At 42.8% G+C, this 21,919-nt stretch carries 21 protein-coding genes; 8 read left to right on the top strand and 13 right to left on the bottom strand.

All coding sequences use genetic code 11. The features are described from left to right. Positions 1-11: 11 nt before the first annotated feature. The 6 genes from LOR49_RS11530 to LOR49_RS11505 all read right to left on the bottom strand — a co-directional run bounded on the left by LOR49_RS11530 (position 12) and on the right by LOR49_RS11505 (position 7,486). Positions 12-287, bottom strand: a complete 276-nt coding sequence (locus tag LOR49_RS11530; protein WP_420830436.1) for a hypothetical protein — start codon at positions 285-287, stop codon at positions 12-14. Next, positions 268-1,740, bottom strand: a complete 1,473-nt coding sequence (locus LOR49_RS11525; RefSeq protein ID WP_240376850.1) for an NCS1 family transporter — start codon at positions 1,738-1,740, stop codon at positions 268-270. The genes LOR49_RS11530 and LOR49_RS11525 overlap by 20 nt, the downstream gene beginning before the upstream one ends. Positions 1,741-1,846: 106 nt before the next feature. Then, entirely contained in the window at positions 1,847-3,256 is a 1,410-nt protein-coding gene (gene hydA, locus LOR49_RS11520; protein ID WP_240376849.1) for a dihydropyrimidinase, read from the bottom strand. A gap of 34 nt (positions 3,257-3,290) precedes the next feature. Beyond that, positions 3,291-4,574: an NAD-dependent dihydropyrimidine dehydrogenase subunit PreA gene (preA, locus tag LOR49_RS11515; protein WP_240376848.1), complete on the bottom strand. Its 1,284-nt coding sequence runs from the start codon at positions 4,572-4,574 to the stop codon at positions 3,291-3,293. A gap of 34 nt (positions 4,575-4,608) precedes the next feature. Beyond that, positions 4,609-5,985, bottom strand: a complete 1,377-nt coding sequence (locus LOR49_RS11510) for an NAD(P)-dependent oxidoreductase (protein WP_240376875.1) — start codon at positions 5,983-5,985, stop codon at positions 4,609-4,611. A gap of 19 nt (positions 5,986-6,004) precedes the next feature. Then, the gene (locus LOR49_RS11505; protein WP_240376847.1) at positions 6,005-7,486 is read right to left on the bottom strand and encodes an aldehyde dehydrogenase family protein; all 1,482 of its coding nucleotides are present in this window, start codon (positions 7,484-7,486) and stop codon (positions 6,005-6,007) included. A gap of 485 nt (positions 7,487-7,971) precedes the next feature. Here LOR49_RS11505 and LOR49_RS11500 point away from each other — a divergent pair, with 485 nt between their 5' ends. Beyond that, a complete protein-coding gene (locus LOR49_RS11500) occupies positions 7,972-8,496 on the top strand; it encodes a hypothetical protein (RefSeq protein ID WP_240376846.1) in 525 nt (174 codons plus the stop codon). Between the two features lie 12 nt (positions 8,497-8,508). Continuing rightward, positions 8,509-8,901 (top strand): hypothetical protein, encoded by a 393-nt coding sequence (locus tag LOR49_RS11495; protein ID WP_240376845.1) that lies wholly within the window; start codon positions 8,509-8,511, stop codon positions 8,899-8,901. A 196-nt stretch (positions 8,902-9,097) separates the two neighbouring features. Here the strand turns inward: LOR49_RS11495 and LOR49_RS11490 are convergent, their stop codons facing one another. The 3 genes from LOR49_RS11490 to LOR49_RS11480 form a co-directional block, all read right to left on the bottom strand. Beyond that, entirely contained in the window at positions 9,098-10,279 is a 1,182-nt protein-coding gene (locus LOR49_RS11490) for a CaiB/BaiF CoA transferase family protein (protein WP_240376844.1), read from the bottom strand. Positions 10,280-10,379: 100 nt separating this feature from the next. Then, entirely contained in the window at positions 10,380-11,174 is a 795-nt protein-coding gene (locus tag LOR49_RS11485; RefSeq protein WP_240376843.1) for an enoyl-CoA hydratase/isomerase family protein, read from the bottom strand. Between the two features lie 25 nt (positions 11,175-11,199). Then, the gene (locus tag LOR49_RS11480; protein WP_240376842.1) at positions 11,200-11,862 is read right to left on the bottom strand and encodes a GntR family transcriptional regulator; all 663 of its coding nucleotides are present in this window, start codon (positions 11,860-11,862) and stop codon (positions 11,200-11,202) included. 412 nt (positions 11,863-12,274) lie between these two features. Here LOR49_RS11480 and dctP point away from each other — a divergent pair, with 412 nt between their 5' ends. The 3 genes from dctP to LOR49_RS11465 all read left to right on the top strand — a co-directional run bounded on the left by dctP (position 12,275) and on the right by LOR49_RS11465 (position 15,509). Further along, the gene (gene dctP / locus LOR49_RS11475; protein WP_240376841.1) at positions 12,275-13,357 is read left to right on the top strand and encodes a TRAP transporter substrate-binding protein DctP; all 1,083 of its coding nucleotides are present in this window, start codon (positions 12,275-12,277) and stop codon (positions 13,355-13,357) included. Between the two features lie 240 nt (positions 13,358-13,597). Next, the gene (locus LOR49_RS11470) at positions 13,598-14,122 is read left to right on the top strand and encodes a TRAP transporter small permease (protein WP_240376840.1); all 525 of its coding nucleotides are present in this window, start codon (positions 13,598-13,600) and stop codon (positions 14,120-14,122) included. A 34-nt stretch (positions 14,123-14,156) separates the two neighbouring features. After that, on the top strand, positions 14,157-15,509 hold the full coding sequence (locus LOR49_RS11465) for a TRAP transporter large permease (protein WP_240376839.1): 1,353 nt from the start codon (positions 14,157-14,159) through the stop codon (positions 15,507-15,509). Between the two features lie 427 nt (positions 15,510-15,936). On the opposite strand, the gene LOR49_RS11460 is transcribed toward LOR49_RS11465, so the two are convergent. Beyond that, positions 15,937-16,146, bottom strand: a complete 210-nt coding sequence (locus LOR49_RS11460) for a hypothetical protein (RefSeq protein WP_240376838.1) — start codon at positions 16,144-16,146, stop codon at positions 15,937-15,939. A gap of 482 nt (positions 16,147-16,628) precedes the next feature. Next, positions 16,629-18,809, bottom strand: a complete 2,181-nt coding sequence (locus tag LOR49_RS11455) for a malate synthase G (protein WP_240376837.1) — start codon at positions 18,807-18,809, stop codon at positions 16,629-16,631. Between the two features lie 204 nt (positions 18,810-19,013). Between LOR49_RS11455 and LOR49_RS11450 the strand changes: the two genes are divergently transcribed. From LOR49_RS11450 to LOR49_RS11440, 3 genes are all read left to right on the top strand, one after another. Continuing rightward, positions 19,014-19,157, top strand: a complete 144-nt coding sequence (locus LOR49_RS11450) for a hypothetical protein (protein WP_240376836.1) — start codon at positions 19,014-19,016, stop codon at positions 19,155-19,157. 5 nt (positions 19,158-19,162) lie between these two features. Next, positions 19,163-19,468, top strand: coding sequence for a hypothetical protein (locus LOR49_RS11445; RefSeq protein ID WP_240376835.1), 306 nt, complete (start codon positions 19,163-19,165; stop codon positions 19,466-19,468). A 119-nt stretch (positions 19,469-19,587) separates the two neighbouring features. Continuing rightward, the gene (locus LOR49_RS11440) at positions 19,588-20,754 is read left to right on the top strand and encodes a DUF4317 domain-containing protein (RefSeq protein WP_240376834.1); all 1,167 of its coding nucleotides are present in this window, start codon (positions 19,588-19,590) and stop codon (positions 20,752-20,754) included. Positions 20,755-20,852: 98 nt separating this feature from the next. Here the strand turns inward: LOR49_RS11440 and LOR49_RS11435 are convergent, their stop codons facing one another. Together LOR49_RS11435 and LOR49_RS11430 are read right to left on the bottom strand one after the other, a co-directional pair. Further along, positions 20,853-21,083, bottom strand: a complete 231-nt coding sequence (locus LOR49_RS11435) for a DUF6429 family protein (protein ID WP_240376833.1) — start codon at positions 21,081-21,083, stop codon at positions 20,853-20,855. A gap of 70 nt (positions 21,084-21,153) precedes the next feature. Next, entirely contained in the window at positions 21,154-21,903 is a 750-nt protein-coding gene (locus LOR49_RS11430; RefSeq protein ID WP_240376832.1) for a DUF6904 family protein, read from the bottom strand. Between the last annotated feature and the right edge of the window lie 16 nt (positions 21,904-21,919).

Genomic DNA, 21,919 nt, shown 5'->3' with positions numbered 1-21,919 from the left:
ACAGTATTCGCTTATTGCTGTTTCTGCTGTTTAATTAACAGGTTAGAGAAATAGATTCTAGCATCTGCATTCAAAATATGAAGCTGTTTCTTTTCTACTTGTTTTTTCTCATTCGGCTTTTCAAAATCGACAAATGCACCACTTAAATTTTCCTCAACTTTCGCAATACGGAAACCGTTTTCAACTAATTTATCAATTTTTTCCTTTTCTTCTAAAAATTCTTTGTGTGATGACATTGTTTCATCTCCCTTTTCTATTCCATAATATTCAGTCTCTTGTTGCAGCAACGTAATCTCGCGATGATTCATTCTCGTTGCTTTCAATCTCCCAGTCTCTGCCGACTGTAATGCCTAAATATTGCTCATCATCCGGTTCATCGAGTTCAGCTTGCGGGTACTTCTTAAACCACCAATATTTAGCAAGTACGTAGTAAACAACTGCCCCAAAGACGAACCCTACGAAAAAGGAATAAGTTGAAAATACAGTAGCAAAAACCCCGCTGACAGCCCAAGCAATGATCCCAGCCCAGTTAAATCCGTAATGGAACTGGAACTGTCCGTGCTTTTCATACAGATCGGGCACGTTCACTCGCCTTTTGCGGATTAAGTAGTAGTCCGCAAATAAGACCCCGATAATACCTGCGAGGATTCCGGCGGCGACAGTGAGAAACGGCATGAGTACATCAAATAAATTCCATGGCTGAGTCACCATACCGATAATGCCTGCGAGGATAACCCCGGAGTAAAATGGCACTCTAGGTCCGCCAATGTTTGAAAATATTGTGGCTGCCGGTACTAGATTCGCGGTCGTGTTTGTTGACCACTGTGCCAGTACGATCATAAGTAAAAGAATCGCCAACACAATCCCCGTAGAAGACTCCTGTAGCGCTACAATCGGGTCGTAGTTTCCAACGGCAATATACGCAACGCCCCCGATCGCTACGACAAATGTCTGTGTAAGCGGGAGAGCCACAAGTGTTCCAACCCATACACTTTTGTTACGTTTAAACCAGTTTCTTTCATTTTGAGGCGCTTTAATAAAACGGGATAAGGAAGAAATGTCAGCAGCTAATGTAGCCCAATATCCCATATTACCAATAATGACCATCATAACGGCACTAAACAAGAGTCCGCCTGAAACAGGGCTTTCAACCCAGCTCCATACATCACGATCAATTGCAGCTGCTTGACTGCTAAGACTGCTATACATCCAGATGGAAATAATAATTATTGTCGGTGCAGCCAAATTTGCAAATTTTTCAATCGCTTTAATGCCGATTGATGTATTAATAACCTGTGCTACAACAAACAAAACAAAGCAGACAAACCAGTTATCAAACCCAAAAGCAATATTAAGAATGCCATTTATTGCTGCTGCTCCAAAGTACGTGTTAATACCAAACCAAATTGATGCAGCAAGACCACGTAACCCCGCAGGAAGATGCGTTCCCACCACTCCGAACGGAGCTCGTAAGTAGACCGGAAAAGATATGCCGTGTTCAACCCCTATGTCTGCAATTAAACAAATGAATCCCCCAATAATAAGACAACCTGCAAACGATGCAACTAACACCCAAATAAGGGGCATTTCTTGAACGCCTGCACCACCAACAGCAAAAGCTGCTAATACAACAGCCATTCCAATCCACAATATAAAGAAACCAAGCGTATTAATTTCTCTCTTGTTGTGAGGAATAGGAAGCAGGTCAGGGGACTTTAGATAGCTATTATCGGATTTCATAAACTGTACTCCTTCCGTGTTTGCCCCATGAAGTTTTAGGATAAAGAGGAGGCCCTCCTCTTTATCCCGCTCAGTTCGCTTTCTGCCTTCCTACCAGCAGATCAATTTATTTCGCAGTAGCTGTTTCAATTACTGCATCTTCATTAAAACGTTTACGTTTCATAAATTGACCGCGTCCTGGCTTACCGACAAATTCTTTTTCACGGATGACAAACTCGCCTCTGGATAGTACAGAAATCGGTTCACCTGTTACCTTCATGCCCTCGAATGGATTATAGTCTACGTTCATGTGATGTGTTTCCGCGGAAATCGTTCTTTCTGCGTTCGGGTCAAAAATAACAATATCAGCGTCACTGCCCACAGCAATTGTTCCTTTTTTCGGGAACATACCGAACAGTTTGGCAGTACGTGTCGAAACTAGATCGACAAATTGGTTGATTGAGATGCGGCCTTTTCTCACACCTTCTGAGAACATAATGCTGAAACGATCCTCAATAAGTGGGCCTCCGTTTGGAATCTTCGTGAAGTCGTCAATACCAAGGTCTTTCTGGCCTTTGAAATTAAATGAGCACTGGTCAGACCCTATCGTTTGCAAGGTGCCGTTTTGAATTGCTTTCCAAATCAGCTCGTGGTTTTTCTTATCACGTAATGGTGGTGACCAAACGTACTTTGCCCCTTCAAAGTTCGGCTGATCTAAATGTGAGACGTCTAGCGTTACATATTGATGACAAGTCTCACCATATACACGGAAACCTTTCTCTCTTGCTTCCGCGATTTTTTCAATCGCTTCCTGGCAGCTGACGTGAACGACATACAGCTGGGAATCAGCAAGCCCTGTAAGCTGGGCGGCTCTTCCTGTTGCTTCTCCCTCTACTTCCGGCGGTCTTGTCAGCGCATGATAAATTGGATCTGTATTGCCGTTTGCTAATGCTTCTTTTACCAAGTGATCGATGACGTCACCATTCTCCGCATGGACCATGACGAGTGCGCCTTCTTCTTTTGCCGTAAGAAGTGCTTTGTAAAGTGTTTCATCGTCTGCCTGGAAGACATTTTTATAAGCCATAAATACTTTAAAAGAAGTAATCCCGTCTTTTACGATAGCTGGAAGTTCCTTTAAGGTATTTTCCGTTGCTTCTAAAAGCTGCAAGTGGAATCCATAATCGATAACTGCTTTCCCGTTAGCCTTTTCATGCCACTTGTCAATTGATTTTTGCAGTGGCTGTCCTTTTTCTGTTAAACAGAAGTCAACAATGGAAGTAGTACCACCGTGTGCTGCCGCAATCGTGCCTGTTTCATAATCATCAGCTGTCATCGTGCCCCCGAAAGGCATATCCAAATGTGTGTGTGGGTCGATACCGCCTGGGAAAATATACGCTCCTTGGGCATCTATAACTTCGTCGGCCTGCTCATTCAAATTAACACCAATTGCTGCTACTTTCTCATCTTCGATTAGAATATCAGCTTCGTATTGGTCAGTTGCAGTGACAATTGTGCCGTTTTTAATTAACTTCTTCATGCGTATCAGCCCCTATCTGTTGATTTAGAAAAGATTAGATTAACTCTTTTGCACTAGTTGCAGATTGCTTAATTGCCGCTTGACGCTCGTTCCAAGTCATTGGTTCTTTACTAGGAATATCAATCATGTCAATAGCTCCGTCAACCGGGCAGACAATAGAACACAAGTTACAGCCAACACAGTCTTCTTCACGTACTTCCAAATACTCTGTACCGTCGTTTGCAGTCAGCATATCGATACACTGGTGAGAAGTGTCCTCACAAGCGATGTGACACTTGTTACAGTTAATACATACATCGTTATTGATGCGTGCTACGGTTTTAAAGTTCAAGTCCAAGTTACCCCAGTCGGAATACTTAGGAACAGACTTTCCTACAATGTCATCAAGAGATTGGAGACCTTTTTCTTCCATATAGTTAGACAACCCGTCAACCATATCTTCGACGATACTGAAACCGTGGTGCATTGCTGCTGTACAAACTTGTACGCTTCCTGCTCCCATCAGCATGTACTCAACTGCATCCTGCCAAGTAGAGATACCGCCCATTCCGGAGATTGGGATGTTGTTTAATTCTGGATCACGCGCACATTCAGCTACCATGTTCAACGCGATTGGCTTAACAGCAGGTCCACAGTAACCACCGTGTGCACCTTTGCCCGCTACGTTCGGAATCGTATTCCAGCTGTCTAAGTCTACTCCGGCGAGACTGTTAATCGTGTTGATCATGCTGATCGCGTCTGCCCCGCCCTGAACTGCTGCATAAGCAGTCGCTGTAATATCTGTGATGTTCGGAGTAAGTTTAACAATAACCGGCACTTCTGCCGCTTCTTTCGCCCACGTAGTTTGCTTTTGTACAAGCTCCGGCACCTGCCCGGAAGCAGCACCCATTCCACGTTCTGCCATACCATGCGGACAGCCAAAGTTAAGTTCAAAGCCGTCAACACCGACTGCTTGTGTTTTCTTTACGATTTCATGCCACTTTTCTTGTGTCGGTTCTACCATTAGAGACGCGATTACGGCATGGTTCGGGTACTTCTTTTTTGTTTCATAGATTTCTTGTAGGTTCACTTCAAGTGGACGGTCTGAAATTAATTCAATGTTGTTAAAGCCTGCAACTTGCTGACCGTTAAAGCTTGTTCCGGCAAAGCGGGAAGATACGTTCAAGATCGGATCCCCTAATGTTTTCCAAACAGCTCCGCCCCATCCTGCTTCAAAAGCTCTTTGCACTTGATACCCTGTATTTGTCGGCGGCGCCGAAGCCAGCCAAAATGGGTTAGGTGCTTTAATACCAGCAAAATTTGTACGCAAGTCTACCATATATAAATACCTCCTGACTTTATAGTAAATTCATTTAAACAGCTGCAGTCTCGGTTTCACCAATCAATTCTTTATGAATCGCATAAGCTGCCTGTTTACCCTGTTCCGCTGCCGTAACAACCATTGCTTCCCCTTGTCCGTCACCGAAGATCACGTCACCTGCTGAGTAAACCTTTGGATTCGAAGTCTGGAAGGTATCTTGGTTAATCTGTACAATGCCCCACTTATGTTCTAGACCGAACTCTTCGATCAGATCCACATAACGGGATTGGCCAATCGCTTTAATGACGGCATCCACTTCCATTACAAACTCGGAACCTTCTACCGGTTTCGGACGACGGCGGCCATCTGCTTCTGGTTCACCAAGCTCCATCTTCACACATTTAAGGCCGTTAACTTCGCCTTTTTCGTTTGTTAAGATTCCCACCGGCTGTGTCAACCACTTGAAACCAATGCGGTCTTGTTTGGCGAATTCATACTCAAATTCATATGCTGTCATTTCTGCTTCCGTACGGCGGTACACCATATTTACTTCTTCAGCACCGAGTCGTACAGAACAAGTAGCTGCGTCAATTGCTGTGTTTCCAGCCCCGATAACCGCAACTTTCTTGCCAACAATGTCTTTGCTAAATGGAGGTGTTTTCGTGCTTTCTACATATTCAATTGCATCGTAAACGCCTTTCGCATCTTCTCCGTCAATGCCAAGCATTGGTACTTTAGACATTCCGACAGCAAGCACAACTGCATCGTAACCGTTTACAATGTCATCCACTGAGATGTCACGGCCTACCATCGTATTGGTACGGATCTCTACACCAAGTTTTTCTACTTGTTCTACTTCCCAGAGAGAAACCTCCTGCGGGAGACGGAAAGAAACGATTCCGTAAGTGTCGAGTCCGCCGGCTTTTTCTTTTGCTTCAAAAATAGTCACTTTGAAACCGAGTCGAGCAAGTTCACGTGCTGAAGCAAGTCCAGCTGGTCCTCCACCAACAATAGCAACGCTCTTGCCATTGTCTTCGCCAGCCTCAAACAAAGTAGCGTTATTTTTGATTGCCCAGTTCGTTGCATGACGCTGCAAGTTACCGATCATGATCGGCATGGAGGCATCATTCAGTACGCAGGCGCCTTCGCACAATTCCTCAACTGGACATACGCGGGAACAGCTCGCACCTACTGGGTTAGCTTCCATGATAACGCGAGCAGAACCCTTCAGGTTTCCAGAAGCAATCTTCTTAATAAAGGATGGAATATCAATACCAGTTGGACAGGCCTTTATACATGGTGCGTCATAACAGTACAGACAGCGGTTAGATTCGTCAATCGTCTCGTTCGGAGCGAGATCTGGTTCTATCTCTTGAAAGTTACTCTCTAAATCTACCAGGGAAATCGACTTTTCTTTAAAACGATTCATATTCATACGGACACCCTCCTTACTTATTTCCGTGTGGTTTGATATAGACTGTTTTGTATTCTGTGTAGAAATCAATTGCCGTGCTGCCCACTTCTCTAAAGCCGCCAACTCCAGTATCTTTAATGCCCCCAAATGGGTACTGAGGCTCACTGTAAGTGGATGGCATATTCACGTGGGTAAAGCCTGCTTCAATACTGTTGACAAACTTCATGGCACGTTCCAGGTCGTTCGTATAAATGGTAGATGATAAGCCGTATTCTACTTGGTTTGCCCATTCTAATGCTTGATCGAAATCGTCTGCCTCCATGATACTGATGACAGGACCGAAAATTTCTTCCTGGGCAATGGTTTTGTCTGGAGTGATATTGCGGAATAGTGTAGGTTCTACAAAATAGCCGTGCGCATGATCGCCCTCTGTCAACTGACTGCCTCCGGCAAGCAATTCTCCGCCTTCTTCTTTCGCAATTTCGATATAGCGTAGAATATCTTCCATGGATCCTTTGTCTATTACCGGCCCCATGTCTGAATCAGAGTTTAATGGATTTCCTATGTTAAGCTTTTTAACTTTTTTAACAAGAATGTCGATGAATTTATCTGCAATCGCTTTCACAACAATCACGCGGCTTGTAGCGGTACACCGTTGTCCACTCTCACCAAACCCTCCTGCAATAACATGATTGGCGGCAAGTTCTAGATCTGCATCTTCGAGAACAACAAAAGGGTTTTTACCACCCATTTCTGCTTGAAAACGCGCACCCCGCTTTGCAATCAGTTCATTGATCGCAAGTCCAACCCCGTTTGATCCTGTAAAGCTAAGGGCTTTAATTTCTGGATGGTTTGCAAGCGCGTTACCAACTTTTGACCCTGGACCTGTCACAAAGTTCAGTACCCCGCCAGGAAGTCCAACTGCTTGATATGCTTCCACCAGCCAGTAGCTGACAACAGGAGTTTGACTAGACGGTTTAAAGACAACGGTACATCCGCAGGTAAGTGCTGTTGCAATTTTCCACGCGGCAATCGCAAGCGGTACGTTCCATGGAGTAATCACACCAACAACACCGATCGCTTCACGCTTCGTGTAGCCGATTACTTCCTTGTCCCAAGACGGAACCGTTTCGCCTTTTAAACGTTCCGCTTCACCGGCAAGATATCGCATGCAGCGGACTGTGCGCACTACCTCAGCTTTTGCATCTTTATAAGATTTCCCTACTTCTTTAATTAGCTGTTCAATGTATTCTTCGGAACGTTCTTCAATATAAGCTGCAGCTCGTAAAATATAAGTTCCTCGTTCCGGTGCTGCTTCTTCTCGCCAAGTCGGCAGCGCTTCTTTTGCAGCGGCCACTGCTGCATGTACATCTTCTTCATTGGACTGCTGACAGATACCCAGTTCAATTCGTGTGTCCGACGGGTTCGTGACGGTAAACGTCTTTCCCGTAGAGGCCGGGACAGAATTTTCACCTATTACATTATGGTAAACTCGTGTTTTTTCTGTAACTGCCACTGTTACATCCCTCCATATGTTTAGCGTGACTCCTATCCAAACTCAGGCTTTTCTGTTATTCACCCCCTTTGAAATTTTCTTAATCTTCTTGAGTGTAATATTATAATATCAATATCGTATTGTCAATAACATTAATTGCATTTAATATATTGCTGTTTTTGAACAAATAATCACGACCCTTGTCGAATAGCGGTAATCCAAGGAAATAACAGATTTTAACTTAAAATATTTTTTTAAAAATCTATTGATATTTTTCTAAATATTAGTATATTAATGATAATCATTATCATTTCTTTTGGGATAAATGGTATGTTTACAGCCTTTTTATTGATATACTTATATATATTAATAAACATCTAAATATATTATTAAATTTACTTTCATTGCATATTAACTATATATAGACTCGAACCATTAGGATTTAAGCTTGCTGAAAACAATAACGGGCCCATGAACGAGACATAGAAAGAGGAAGAGTGAAGGCGATGAAACGAAAAGAACTCGAGGGATTAATAAGAGCAACCGAAGACAAGATTAAAGAATATGAACAAGAATTACAGAATATGCGAAAGCAACTTACGGTAGTTATTGAACAAGAGAAAGAACGCAAACACTACATTTCTTCTAAGGAAATCATTGATTTAATATATAAAAACACTGGTAAAAAAATAAATATGTCTACAGTGAAACGATGGGCCGATGAAGGATATCTAGGAGAAGTCATTGATGAAAAGGACAAGTTCTGGGCACTTCGAACGAAGCAAGGGAAAAAACGTTTTCTGTATCCTAAAGTTGACACGCACAGTTTTTTACACGAGAAGGGGTATCTTCACCCTGAATTTGACATATTGGACCTGGTTGAAATAAATCAGCCTGATAACGAAATTATCACCGGAACCGTAGTTGATTCCGTTTTAGAGCTAGATCAGTTTCATTACACAATCCAAGCAGAAGACACATTTGAAGTAATTAAGAATGTAAAAGAAGAATTCCTTACAAAAAAAGAATAGAGGGTGAATGCCATGAAAGCAAAAATTAAAATGAAAAATACCCTTGATAATCAAAAAAAGGCCCGTGAGATTAGAGACGCTAATCGGGACAACACGAAATTAGCTGAAATCACCTTCAGCGATGATTTAAAAGAGATCTATTTTGAAGGAGAGGGAATTTGGATACCGGATAAAACGTGGTACTCCAAGGATATGTTGGTTGAGGGGCAGGCAAAAGAAAAGAATGGTGGGATCGAGATACAGCCTGTCGATAAAGGTAAAACAGTGAACATCCATCTCGACGCTGACCTCGTTGCGGAATTGAATGAAATCAGAGACCATGTGATGAGCAAGTCGCAGCATGATATCGTGCTGGAACTCTTTAAAAAGGGTATCGATCAATACAATAAAGAAAACAATGACTGATCTGCGAGTCTCAGGGGACCACCCGGGGTTCGCTTTTTTTCGGGTTTTATTGAAAACGCGTCGCTATATGGTAAAAAAGTGTTTGCGACTATTTCATGAGGCGTGTATGACGATAGTGAATGTATGATAAGGAACAGTATTAATCAAAAATAGGCTTCCTGGCATGTAAACCAGGAAGCTAATTTCTATCCAATACTTAATTAGTAATTCCATTTTTGCTAAAAGATTCAATTTCTTCATCTGTGTAGCCGAGCCTTTTTAACACTTCTTCTGAATGCTCTCCAAGTCCAGGCGGTATGCTTTCAATCTGCCCTGGTGTTCTTGACAGTTTTACAGGAATACCAAGCATTTGGAAAGTGCCTAACTTTGGATGTTCTTTTTCAACGACCATCTCTCGCTCTTTGACATGTGGATCATTCAAGACATCGGAGAATTTATTAACAGGTCCACATGGCACACCTGCTTTTTCAATAATTTCTACCCACTCGTCCTTCGTCTTAGACTGGAAGGTGTCGTTCAGCATTGCTACTAACTCATCACGGTGCTCCACTCTCTGTGGGTTCGTAGCGAAACGCTCATCACGGAACTTATCTTCACCGAGAACATCGAGGAACCGCTGCCAGAGGCTGTCATTTCCTACTGCCAGGATGAAATACCCGTCGGACGCTTTAAATACCTCGTAAGGAACGATATTCGGGTGTGCGCCTCCTAAAGGTTTTGGATTTTCTTTCGTCGCAAAATAGTTTCCAGCCAAATACGTCTGCCAAGAGACCATCGTGTCGAGCAAGGAAGAATCAACCCACTGGCCTTCCCCTGAAATTTCGCGCTCACGCAAAGCCGCTAGAATACCAATGATTGCCCACATGCCGGATCCAATGTCGGCAAGCGAATATCCACCTTTTACAGGGGTTCCGCCCGGCTCACCTGTTACAGACATCAAACCGCCCATACCTTGTGCAAGTACATCGTAACCTGGTTTTTTCGAATACGGACCTGATTGGCCAAACCCAGAAATGGATCCTAAAATAATGCGAGGGTTATGTTTTTTCAGAGATTCATAGCCAATACCGAGCCGATCAAGCGTTCCCGGTCGGAAGTTCTCCACGACAATATCTGACTCTTCTACGAGCTTGTAAAAAATCTCTTTTCCTTTTTCTTCTTTCAAATTCAAGACAACACTCTTTTTGTTTCGGTTGATGCTTAAGAAATAAGCGCTCTCATCCCCGATAAAAGGTGGTCCCCATTGTCTCGTATCATCACCGTTTGGGCTTTCAATTTTGGTCACTTCCGCACCTAAATCAGCGAGCGTCATCGTACAGAACGGTCCGCTTAGAATACGTGTAAGATCCAGTACTTTAATTCCTTCTAATGGCATCATCTTCTAAAATTCCTCCTGTATTTTTCCAAAGTTTTTCTACACAGTGTGTTTCTACTCCGGCAACCGGTCGCTATTCCTTCGACGACCCGTGTCATACTTGTTAACGTGATTGAAAATTCGGTTTCCGTTTTTCAACAAAAGCCCGGACTCCTTCCGGAAAATCAACGGGATGAGCACTTTTCTCAAACGTACTTTTCAAAGGAATATCGAGTCGTGAGTTGGCAAATGCCGCGCTTTCCTTGGCTGCACGCAATGACGCTGGCGATTGTTCTTTAATAATATTCGCAAGCGAAATGGCATAATTGTCCGCGTTCGTATCCTCGTCAAGCAGATAATTAACCAGTCCCCAATCCCTACATTCCACTGGATTCAGGAGTCTGCCAGTGTAAACGAGATCCTTCATTTTACTTGGCCCAATTAAATCGACAATTCGTTTCACAAATGATTTACTTAGAGTAATTCCAAGGCGGCCAATCGGCATACCCATTTTCGTCCGCGGCGTTCCAATACGAAGGTCACAGGCAAGCGCCAGTTCAAAACCTGCTCCCATCGCCGGTCCGCTAATGACGCCGACGGTCGGAAGCTCAATTTCTTCAAAAGTAGAAATTGCCTCTTCCATATAACCAAATGACTCATTTGCTTCATCAATCGACATTCGATTAAATTCCTTAATGTCCGAACCAGCTGTAAAAAGTCCTTCTGCCCCACGCAAAATAACGACTCGCGTCTTTTCGTTTTTCGGAATTCTTTTTCCGAGGGCAGCTAATTCCTTCCACATGTTCGCTGTCATTGCGTTTTTTGCAGCCGGGCGATGGATCGTTACGATCGCAATGCCACCACTTTCTTGGAGGGTAATCTTACCATTTTTTTCAACTCTGCTGATTGATACTCGCATGGGAATGTGGGTCCCCTTTCTCCATTTATTCTTTTTTTGAAAGCTTACTTTTCACACGTTCAATGACATCGGCATTATGCTTCTGAAGGACATCTTTTGCTTCCGCTACGTTGTGCTCTCGTAGCAGTTTATTAATTAGGCGATGTTCACGGACCGATTTGTGAGTATTTTTTTCTTCCAAAAAAGTCATTCGCTGTAAAGAGAGCAGCGGCAAACCAAGACGACTGTACATGCCTTTAATAATTTCACTTTTCGTCATTTCGATAAGAGCAAGATGGTACTCCTGGTTAAGCTTGGCATATTCAATATTGTCCTGCTCTGCTTTTTCCATTTCAGGAATTAGTTTCTCCATTTTATCTACACATATTTCCTCTGCCGGCATCACGGCAATCCGCTCCATCGCAAGCGCTTCGAGCATCATTCTAATTTCTAATAGATCATAAATCTCGGCCTCCGTGTACCCTTTTACTGTCGCTCCTTTTCGTGGAGTACGCTCAATCAATCCCTCAATCGTAAGCAAATACAACGCTTCTCGGATAGGAGCTCGGCTCGTCCCAAACTCGTCAGCATACACGGTCTCCACTACTTTTTCGCCGGGTTTTAGTTCCCCCGTCATAATCTGCTCGGTAATTTTTTCTGCGATGATGTGAGACAAAGAATTATTATCGATCGTCCGTTGTTCCTTCACGGCGGCGCCCCCTATCCTGTACAGCTATAGACGTCGATACCTTGTAAGTCATTTAGTGGACTGTCGACAGTCGATGATTTAATACCTACACTATAAACCCAACTTTTAAAATAATCAACAAAAAAATCATTCATTATAAAATTTTTTTATTAATTGCAAAAAGTTGATAAATACGTTAATTCAGTGCGCTATCTGACTACCCAAATGTATATATGATTAGATATGTTAGATTTTTATCCCTTGCTATGTTTCTTTTAAAAACTTGTTGCAATTTTTTATTTTTTTATTATAATTTTAATACAAGCTTTTCTCAGTCGACAGTTGACGCATCTTGTGTGGTAAGCGTTTACAACTTCAGGAGGTGTGAGGGAACGTTTTTCTAGAAAGACAATTTATTTTAGGGGGTTTTTTTATGAAGAAATTTAAAAAAAGTTTGTTTACAACTGTGCCAATTGCGTTGTTAATGAGTGTCATGGTAGGCTGCGGTCTAAGTGAAGGTTCAGACAATGGTTCCGGTGACAATGCGGAAGGTGGAGATGAAGGCGGCAGTTCGGTAGAGCTGAAACTTTCCCACCAATGGCCAAAAGCAACACCGGAAGAAGGTGACTTTCGCTCACAATTGGCAGAAAAGTTTGTACAACAAGTGGAGGAAAAGTCGGATGGTGAAGTCACCTTTTCCACTTATCCATCTTCTTCATTAGTCGGTGCAAAAGAACAATATGACGCAATGTTAAACGGCTCTCTTGACATGTCGGTTTTCCCATTAGATTATGCGGGTGGTAAAGTACCGGAATTCGGGATTACTTTAATGCCTGCCATGGTGCGGAATCATGAACAGGCTAAAGCGTGGGAGACTTCCGAGATCGGAGAAAGAATTGAAGAAATCGCCGAAGAAAACGGAATGAAAATCCTCGTTTGGGTTTGGAATGCTGGTGCAATCGGCAACACCGGAGATCCGATCGTTACACCGGATGATGTCGGTAATGTAACGATGCGCGCAGCCGGTGCCCGAGTGGAAGAAATGCTTAAAAATGCTGGAGCAAGCATCACAAGCATGGCATCCTCTGAAATGTATTCAGCTTTCCAAACAGGAGTTTTAGATGCTGGCATTACTTCTAACTCCTCTTTTGCTTCTTATAACTTGCAGGAACAAATTAAGTCTTTCACTACGTCTTCTGAAAATACATTCTGGTTCATGGCAGAGCCGTTAGTCATAAGCATGGACAGCTGGGAAAAGTTACCGCCAGAACAACAGCAGCTCTTTGAGGAAGTAGCTGCAGATTTGCAGCCATGGGCGTACGAAGCATCTGAAGAAGATGATAAACGGGTTACTGAACTTTTCAAAGAAGAAGGCTTAAATGTGGTAGACATGCCGGATGAAGCTTTTGATGAGTGGCTTGAATTAGCTGAGCCTGTTTGGGAAAAATGGGCTGAAAACGTTGAAAACGGTGAAGAATTACTAGAGTTAGCTAAAAAAGTCCAAAATGAAGAGTAATGTTGCAGTAAGTAAAAAGGTATTGTTGCTCTCCTCATAGCAATACCCCCAGCGCCCAGCTGTTCTAGTTGTTGTCCCAGCCTTTTCGTTTATCAACCTGAAAGGTGCGAGAGGATAAAACTATGATAATCTGCTTGGGCGCTTGTTTTTTTCAATGTTTTGTCAGAATCGATGTTGTCAAAGTGACAAGGAAAACGACATGCTACACAACCACTCTTTTAAAAGGAGGTATATCGTCATATGAACACCGAACCGAAAAAGAAACCCGCTTGGGTGAAATTCATTAATTGGATTAGTGAAATTAGCGGCTACCTTGGTGGTATCTCCATCTTTTTAGCCACTCTCATTATCGTCTATCAAGTTTTTGTTCGCTTCGTCCTCGGTAAACCGACGATTTGGCAGACTGAATTAAGCGTGTACCTGCTCATGTTTGCTACTTTTATTGGAGCTTCCTATGGCCTGAAACACGGCTCCCATGTTGGGGTTGACGTTATTGTGGAAAAACTTTCTCCGCGTGGGAAAAGTGCCATCCGGATTGTGACTTCTTTCTTGAGTATCTTATTAACGATCGTTCTTTCCTGGAAAGCATGGGCGTTATGGTGGCATGTCACTGAACAAGGATGGACATCTTCTTCGTTATGGGCTCCGCCGCTAACATTTCCTTATTTCATCCTTCCACTCGGCATGACCCTGTTAAGCTTACAATTTTTGGCCATTCTCTATGAGGAAGCAAGCCACTTTAAAAATAACGGTGCGTCATCCTAATTCAACCATTACAGACGAAAAGGAGTGAATACTATTGTCTTCCTTAACGATAGGAATCATCATGGGAGTGGCCACGTTAGCTCTAATGTTAACGGGGATCCCCATTGCTTTTGCTTTAGGAATCATAGCAGTAGGGTCAATTCTGCTCTTTTTAGATATTAATGTTTTTAATCAAGTGGGAGATTTTCTTTACGGATCTTTAGATAACTTTGCGCTATTGGCGATCCCTTTATTTATTTTGATGGGCGGGATCTTTTCCGGTTCCCGGGCGAGTACCGATTTATTTAACACCGCTCAAGTTTGGACTGGGAGAATTTCCGGAGGGTTGGCAATCAGCAGTGTCGTATCTTCCGCCCTATTTGCCGCTCTTTCGGGGTCAAGCCCGGCAACTGCTGCGGCCATTGGAAAAGTTGCCATCCCGCAAATGAAAAAATGGGGCTATTCGAATCAAATTGCAACAGGAGCTGTTGTTGCAGGCGGTACTCTTGGTATTTTGATTCCACCGAGTGTTACGCTCATTTTATACGGAATTGCTGTGGAAGAATCGATTGGACAGTTATTCGTCGCTGGAGTTATCCCAGGAATCTTAGTCGTTATTATCTTCTGTATTTGGATTTTTATAGCAACCCGTTTTGAAAAAAAACAACCACAACAAGTAGAATTGTCTGCTGCAGCAGAGCCTGCAGACGAGGTACCAGAAGCACCATCTGTCGATTTCTCATGGAAAAATCGGTTTGCTTCGCTCGTCCACGTTCTTCCATTTCTGTTGTTGATTGTCGGTGTCCTGGTCGCTCTTTATATGGGTATTGCTACACCAAGTGAAGCTGCTGCTTTCGGTGCTGTTCTTGCTCTCATTATGGTTATTGTTGTTTATCGCTCCATGACATGGAAGAAACTAATGAGTCTCTTGCTTGATTCAACGAAGGAAAGCACGATGGTATTAATGATCATTGCCTTCTCCGCGTTAATTGGGACGACCATGAGTTATCTCCATATTCCGCAAGACTTGGCAAACTATATTACCAGCCTCGACATGTCCAAATGGATGATTTTAATTTTCATCAACCTGTTTCTGCTTGTGTTAGGGTTTTTCTTGCCCCCGGCAGCGATTATTTTAATGACAACTCCTATCCTGTTCCCGATCATTACCGGTCTTGGTTTTGATCCTATCTGGTTCGGGATTGTCATGACGTTAAATATGGAAATGGGCTTGATTACACCTCCTGTTGGGCTTAACATCTTCGTCGTGAAAGGTATTGCCCCAGATATACCAACCAATGACATTATCAAAGGATCGATCCCCTACGTATTCCTGCTTGGACTCGGGATTGTAATATTAACCCTCTTCCCATCCCTCGTTACCTGGTTGCCGAACCTGTTGTTTTAAACTGGAAAAGAAAAAAGAGAGCGGGCACCCATTACCATTTCCCGTCTCTCTTTTTTTGTTTACATATGAATATCGTTTTTGATGTTACGATAGTTTCGTTGCGCCATACACTCCTTGATGTCGCTATTCTAACGAAGCTGCAGTTATGAAGCATCCTCTAATCCCATTAAAGTTGTCATTTCAGAAATTTTTGGGTTTCATGACATCATTCGTGCTCTATGAGGTCATTATTTTAACAAATTCGAAATTTCATGACCTCATTCACTGCCTATAACGTTGTTATTACAGTAAACCCTCCATTTCGCAACGCCATTCGCTCCCTATGGAGTCATTATTTTTGTGAATCCACATTTCACAACGTTATTCCTTTTCTGCAGACCAGCTTTGTTCTTTCTAGACGGCATATTTGCAGCGTAAGTTGGCGGATTTAGGAATTTCGAAAGGTTTGTTGGGTTTCTTTTTCAGCAAGATCTGCATTTGCCTTTTGTAGCGCTTGGATACTGCTATCAGTTTCTCCATTATATCGTGCTTCTGTTTGAAACGGGTGATCTGCTTGCAGTCCGTTTTTCACCGCTTCTTCTATCGCTGAATCAGCCTTTGCAGTTAGCTTTTTCTTCTTTTTATCTTTAGGATCCATTTTTCTCACCTCTCCCCTAGCTTGTGTGGAATGAAAAATTTCATACGAAAAAGGAACTCCAAGTATGTGAATCTGTATTTTGGACCGGCTTCGGCGAAAATTGACGCTGCGAAAGAATAGGGCATGATGACTTTTACAACATCATTGGTCTACGATGACATCACTATTTTAGATGGTCATTCTTTTCAACACACCATGGGAAGCCTGTGACGTCGTTATTTTTAGAGTTCATGCTTTTTACGACTCCGTTGAAACGCTATGATGCATCTGTTTTTGAAGTTTGCTCTTTTCATGACCCCATTGGCTCGCTTTGACGTTGCTATTTCTGAAGTTCGCTCTTTTTACGACTACATTGGCACACTTTGACGCTGCTGTTTTCTAGGTTCGTACTTTTCACGACGTCATGGTCCACCCTAGACTTACAAAGTTAAAACGAATATAACTAAAAAAGCTGCCTCCCGCGTTGGAGAGACAGCTTTTTATCATTTTTGAGCAAGCGCTTGTTCTTTTACCTCAAGACGGCGAGCATGTAGGATCGGCTCTGTGTATCCATTTGGCTGCTCATATCCTTTAAAGACAAGATCACATGCTGCTTGGAAGGCGATCGAACGCTCAAAGTCAGCGGACATCGGCTGGTATTCCGGGTCACCCGCATTTTGTTCGTCGACCACTTTGGCCATCCGCTTCATCGTTTCCATGGCCTGCTCTTCTGTACAAATGCCGTGATGCAGCCAGTTCGCCATATGTTGGCTCGAAATCCGAAGTGTTGCACGGTCTTCCATTAATCCGATATTATTAATATCTGGTACTTTGGAGCAACCTACACCCATGTCAATCCAGCGGACAACATAACCGAGGATTCCTTGCGCGTTATTATCAAGCTCCTGCTGAATTTCTTCCGGACTCCAGTTCGGGTTGTCAGCGACTGGGATTTGTAACATATCATCTTCTACATGTTCCAAGTGCTTTTTCAGCTCATTTTGGACGGCTTTCACGTCCACTTGATGGTAGTGAAGCGCATGAAGTGTAGCAGCGGTTGGTGACGGTACCCACGCTGTATTAGCGCCAGCCTTCACCTGACCGATTTTCTGCTCCAACATGGCAGCCATCATATCCGGCATCGCCCACATACCTTTCCCAATTTGGGCATGGCCTTGGAGACCCGTCTCTAAACCGCGGTACACGTTCGATTTTTCATACGCATCTAGCCAGACAGTCTTTTTCATGTCTGCCTTGCGTATCATTGGACCCGCTTCCATCGATGTGTGAATCTCATCTCCTGTTCGATCCAAGAAACCTGTGTTAATAAACGCCACGCGCTCTTTCGCTTCACGGATACATGCTTTTAGATTCAATGAGGTGCGGCGCTCTTCATCCATGACCCCCATTTTCAGCGTATAGCGCTCCAGACCGAGCAAGTCTTCAATCTTTGAAAATAACTTCGCTGCAAATGCAACTTCTTCGGAGCCGTGCATTTTCGGCTTTACGATATAAATGGAACCCTTTTCCGAATTACGGTAAACACCGTTCCCTAATAAATCATGTTTGGCGATTAAACTCGTTACAACCCCGTCAAGAATCCCTTCTGGAATTTCGTCGCCGTTCTTATCTAAAATTGCTTGGATCGTAGTCAAGTGGCCAACATTGCGGACAAACATTTTCGAGCGGCCGTTCCGTGTAATCTCTTCACCGGCTGGATTCTTATAGACGCGGTCCGGATTCATTGCACGTGTCACCGTTGAGCTACCTTTTTTAAACGTTGTTGTTAGATTTCCCTTTGTAAGGCCAAGCCAGTTACGATACACCAGCACCTTATCCTCCGCATCCACGGTAGAAACGGAATCCTCGCAGTCCATTAACGTTGATAATGCTGATTCCATTAAGATGTCTTTTACCCCTGCTTTGTCCGTCTTGCCGATCGGATGGCTGCGGTCGATTTGAATCTCAAAATGAATGCCGTTGTTTTCAATCAATATTGCAGACGGTGTACTTGCTTCCCCTTGATATCCGGCAAATTTGGCTTCCTCGCGCAAGCCCGTCTCTGTGCCGTTTTCAAGTGTCACGCGGACGTTGCCTTCAGCAATCACATAGGACGCTGCATCCCCATGAGACCCTTCCGCAAGCGGTGCTGTCTCATCAAGAAAACGCTTCGCATACTCAATGACTCTTTCCCCGCGAACTGGATTATACGAATTCGTACGCTCTGCCCCGTTTTCTTCTGGGATCGCATCAGTTCCGTAAAGCGCATCATACAAGCTTCCCCAGCGGGCATTCGCTGCATTCAAAGCATAACGGGCGTTACTCATCGGCACCACAAGCTGCGAACCGGCCTGTACCGCAATCTCATCATCCACGTTTTCCGTTGTTACTTCAAAATTTTCCACTTCCGGCTCTAAATACCCAATATCTTGTAAAAATGTCTTGTACGCCTTGAAGTCGAATGACCTTTTATTATCTTTGTGCCATGTATTTATTTTTTCTTGTAAGTCTATCCGTTTTTCTAAAAGTGCTTTGTTCTCAGGTGACAATTCGTGAATCAGCCCGGCAAAACCTTGCCAGAATTCATCCGTACCTAGTCCCGTTCCCGGTATGGCTTCCTCATTAATAAAAGCATATAACTCTTTGGCCACCTTTAGATCAGCAATCTGGATATAACTAGACATCGTACGCCTCTCCCCTCTCTCTACCTTGTTGCTTATTACGAAACCCTGTTTCTTATAATTAAAATGATACCATGACTTTTTTTCCTTTTCAATTGTTCTGATAACTTTTTTCTATTATTTTTTCAAAACTTGATACGAATCAAATAAACGATCCAGGAGCTCTTTTATAATGAAGATACAAAGAAAGCAAACGAGGCGGCACACATGCAACGGGAGAACAGAGTAACTTGCAGCTGTTACGAAGGAATTGATCGGATGATTAATGAAGGCGGACAAGTTATGTGGCAGACAGAATTACAAGTAGTACAGGAAAAGAAGTATAAGAACTTAAAAAGAAAGGCAGGTTGATTAGAATGGAAATGTTCAACATTAATTTTGGAGGCTTCGTGTTAATTACCGCTATTATTACCCTTGCTATGACTTTAATTATACGTGATATTAAAACTTTCATTCCTGAAGTCTTATGGTTCGCAGTCTTACTCCTCATCAATACTAATTCACCACCACTTCTATACGTCCTATTTGCCGTTCAGGCTGCCCTAACCGTTTGGATTATCGTACGCTACATTAAAGCAGCCCGGAAAAATTATCTATTAATCTTAGAAAAGACTCACCACATCCCACCTCACTTTACAAAAGGAGGAAGCGCCGGTATCTAAAAGAGCCGGCGTTGTTTTTTGCGCATTTTTAATGCGTATTTCCTCCCATTTGGAAAGAATTCTTGTGGTAAGATGGACATTCATAGAATGAAATTAAGTAGCGCAGGAGTGAACGATAGATGGATAAAAAGGACATAGCGGGTATCCGGCGACAATTGAAAATGGATAATGACTTACTGAAAATCTCTAACATTTTCAACGTATACATCATGAAGGAATCAACCGAAATTTATCATCACCAAATGCAACCGTTTGCCCTACTCGACCGAGATCAGCAAGAGCTGTTCATGAATAATTTCAAGAAAGTACTGACAGGTCAACTAGATGAAAAATTATTCGAACTAAAATTTAAGCGTGATGCAGAGAATTCCAGCCAACTCATTTTGCATAAAGGCTTACTAAGCACTGGGGAAGAAGATTGGAAGGAACAGATGCTCCTCATGACACAAAAGATGATAGAAGACCAGCCGCATGAACGGGATATTGTTATCACTTTCATTCGCGCCGAATACTTGAAACCAACGAAAAAACGGAATGAAGAAGCGGAGGAAAGTGAAAGAGATGCTGTTTATTCCAACCCCTTTATTCTTTGTAGTATCAACAAAACAGAGGAGCCAAAAAAAGAAATCCAGTTTGACTATATCGAAAAGGAATTCAAATACAAGATTGAGGCAGATCCGGTTATTGATCTCAAAAATCCGCTGTCAGGATTTCTTTTCCCCGCTATTACAGACGGGGCCTCTGATGTAAACCACATTTTATACGCAGCAGGTAAAGCGAACGAGCCTGACTACCGATTTATAGAGGATGTATTAAACGGAGAAGACATCATGACAGCGCAAGAAGACAAAGCATTGTTCGAGGAAGTTATCAGAGACGTTATAGGAGACCAGCTTAACCCCGCTACGCTTGCCAATATGTACGGGGAAATCAACCGTGTCGTTGAAGAAAGTGAGGAAGATTCTCCTCCGACCCTCGACTACAAAGACGTAGAACGAGTTTTGAATCAAAGCGGCGAACAAGTCAATTCGGAAAAAGTAAAAACAGCCTTTCAGCGAATCACGGATGAAGAAGACTACGAGATTAAAGCAAGCAATATCGTTCCCAAATATAAATCAAAATCGATTAAAATTAATACAAAAATAGCTAACATCTCCATTAGCCCGCAGGACCTAGAGTACGTTAGGCAAGTCAACTACAAAGGGAAACGCTGTATTATGATTGAAGTGGAAGAGGATGCGGAGATTGACGGCTTCAAGATGCTTCCGGAAGCTTTTGGTGAGTAGCTTGAAGTAATATAGAACAAGTAAGCACCTGCAAGGATCCTTACTTGTTCTAAAGTCACTCTGTCAAGATTATATTCATATAGCGCTTCTAACCCCTATTATTTCAGATATTTATCGACTAGAACCTGCGCCTCTTTGATTCCTGCTTCAGTTAAGGAAACTGATTTAGAGCGCTTGCTCCCTCGAATTAAATCCTTATCCGTTAATTCATTTAAAATATCAAAGGGATAGCCCTTCCAGCTTCTTCTTGACTCGACGGGAAGCTCATCTTCTTCCCACGATGTTAGGTATAATAATAGCAAGGAAAGCTCTTTAACCTTATCCTCCATTTCAAAACAAAATCCTTTCTTTATCTTATAGTCATCCACTCAGAAAGAAGAGCACAATTCGGGATCTGAATTACCACTCAATGACTTCTGGATATTCAACGACGGATTCAAGATCTGTCGGATGACACTTATATCTTATTGCAGCCTCCATTACAGCATATTCTACCTCCTGATACTCCCGTCCTTTTTCCGCGATACGCTTCGCCATAATCGTTATGTTCTTTAAACGTTTCTCGCTATCCATATCAATGAATCTACAGTTCAACTCATCCAGGTACTGAGTGACATAGTTATCGGACCACGTGTAATCACGGTTCATCAATCTTAAGACCCTGTTAATGGAGGTTGAAGGTATCGTTTCTTTGATGCACGTTCCAATGGCAGCCTGAAAGTTGCGAACACGCGCAATGGGTGCATCCCAAATATTACGATAGTCTAGGATCGTGCGGTAATCATGATTAACTTGCTTATATGCATAAAGACTTACAAAATCATTTAACGTCATCGTTACGAAAAGAATTTCAGGCCACAGTACATTGAATGATAAATAAACATTTTTCTCATTTGCAATGGTCGACTGGTATCGCATCTTGTCCTTATCCAATCCATTGTCAACAAACGTTATGTCACGGTCGCCCATGAGTGAATGACGGATATCATAACAAACCGCCAGCACTCTCAGCCGCGCGCCTTCATATCTCTCCCATTCATCTTCATTTCCAACAATCGTATGTAACGATTCGTAAAGAGTTTCAAAATCTAAATAATCCCCATAGACAGTTACCCCAGTATTATTAGGTGTATTTTTTACATAGATCATGATTTCCCTCTCTTAA

Origin of the sequence: Bacillus piscicola, assembly GCF_022458745.1 — a bacterium.
Lineage (GTDB): Bacteria > Bacillota > Bacilli > Bacillales > Marinococcaceae > Alteribacillus_A > Alteribacillus_A piscicola.
The sequence above is the reverse complement of the archived record's forward strand: the minus strand, read 5'-3'. Positions and strand labels throughout refer to the sequence as shown.

Bases quoted from the DNA above. Each gene is read 5' to 3' on its own strand.
- LOR49_RS11500 (WP_240376846.1), top strand. From the start codon at position 7,972: ATGAAACGAAAAGAACTCGAGGGATTAATAAGAGCAACCGAAGACAAG.
- LOR49_RS11490 (WP_240376844.1), bottom strand. From the start codon at position 10,279: ATGATGCCATTAGAAGGAATTAAAGTACTGGATCTTACACGTATTCTA.
- LOR49_RS11495 (WP_240376845.1), top strand. From the start codon at position 8,509: ATGAAAGCAAAAATTAAAATGAAAAATACCCTTGATAATCAAAAAAAG.
- LOR49_RS11510 (WP_240376875.1), bottom strand. From the start codon at position 5,985: ATGAATCGTTTTAAAGAAAAGTCGATTTCCCTGGTAGATTTAGAGAGT.
- LOR49_RS11450 (WP_240376836.1), top strand. From the start codon at position 19,014: ATGCAACGGGAGAACAGAGTAACTTGCAGCTGTTACGAAGGAATTGAT.
- LOR49_RS11455 (WP_240376837.1), bottom strand. From the start codon at position 18,809: ATGTCTAGTTATATCCAGATTGCTGATCTAAAGGTGGCCAAAGAGTTA.
- LOR49_RS11485 (WP_240376843.1), bottom strand. From the start codon at position 11,174: ATGCGAGTATCAATCAGCAGAGTTGAAAAAAATGGTAAGATTACCCTC.
- LOR49_RS11460 (WP_240376838.1), bottom strand. From the start codon at position 16,146: ATGGATCCTAAAGATAAAAAGAAGAAAAAGCTAACTGCAAAGGCTGAT.
- preA (WP_240376848.1), bottom strand. From the start codon at position 4,574: ATGGTAGACTTGCGTACAAATTTTGCTGGTATTAAAGCACCTAACCCA.
- LOR49_RS11430 (WP_240376832.1), bottom strand. From the start codon at position 21,903: ATGATCTATGTAAAAAATACACCTAATAATACTGGGGTAACTGTCTAT.
- hydA (WP_240376849.1), bottom strand. From the start codon at position 3,256: ATGAAGAAGTTAATTAAAAACGGCACAATTGTCACTGCAACTGACCAA.
- LOR49_RS11445 (WP_240376835.1), top strand. From the start codon at position 19,163: ATGGAAATGTTCAACATTAATTTTGGAGGCTTCGTGTTAATTACCGCT.
- LOR49_RS11525 (WP_240376850.1), bottom strand. From the start codon at position 1,740: ATGAAATCCGATAATAGCTATCTAAAGTCCCCTGACCTGCTTCCTATT.
- LOR49_RS11435 (WP_240376833.1), bottom strand. From the start codon at position 21,083: ATGGAGGATAAGGTTAAAGAGCTTTCCTTGCTATTATTATACCTAACA.
- dctP (WP_240376841.1), top strand. From the start codon at position 12,275: ATGAAGAAATTTAAAAAAAGTTTGTTTACAACTGTGCCAATTGCGTTG.
- LOR49_RS11440 (WP_240376834.1), top strand. From the start codon at position 19,588: ATGGATAAAAAGGACATAGCGGGTATCCGGCGACAATTGAAAATGGAT.
- LOR49_RS11470 (WP_240376840.1), top strand. From the start codon at position 13,598: ATGAACACCGAACCGAAAAAGAAACCCGCTTGGGTGAAATTCATTAAT.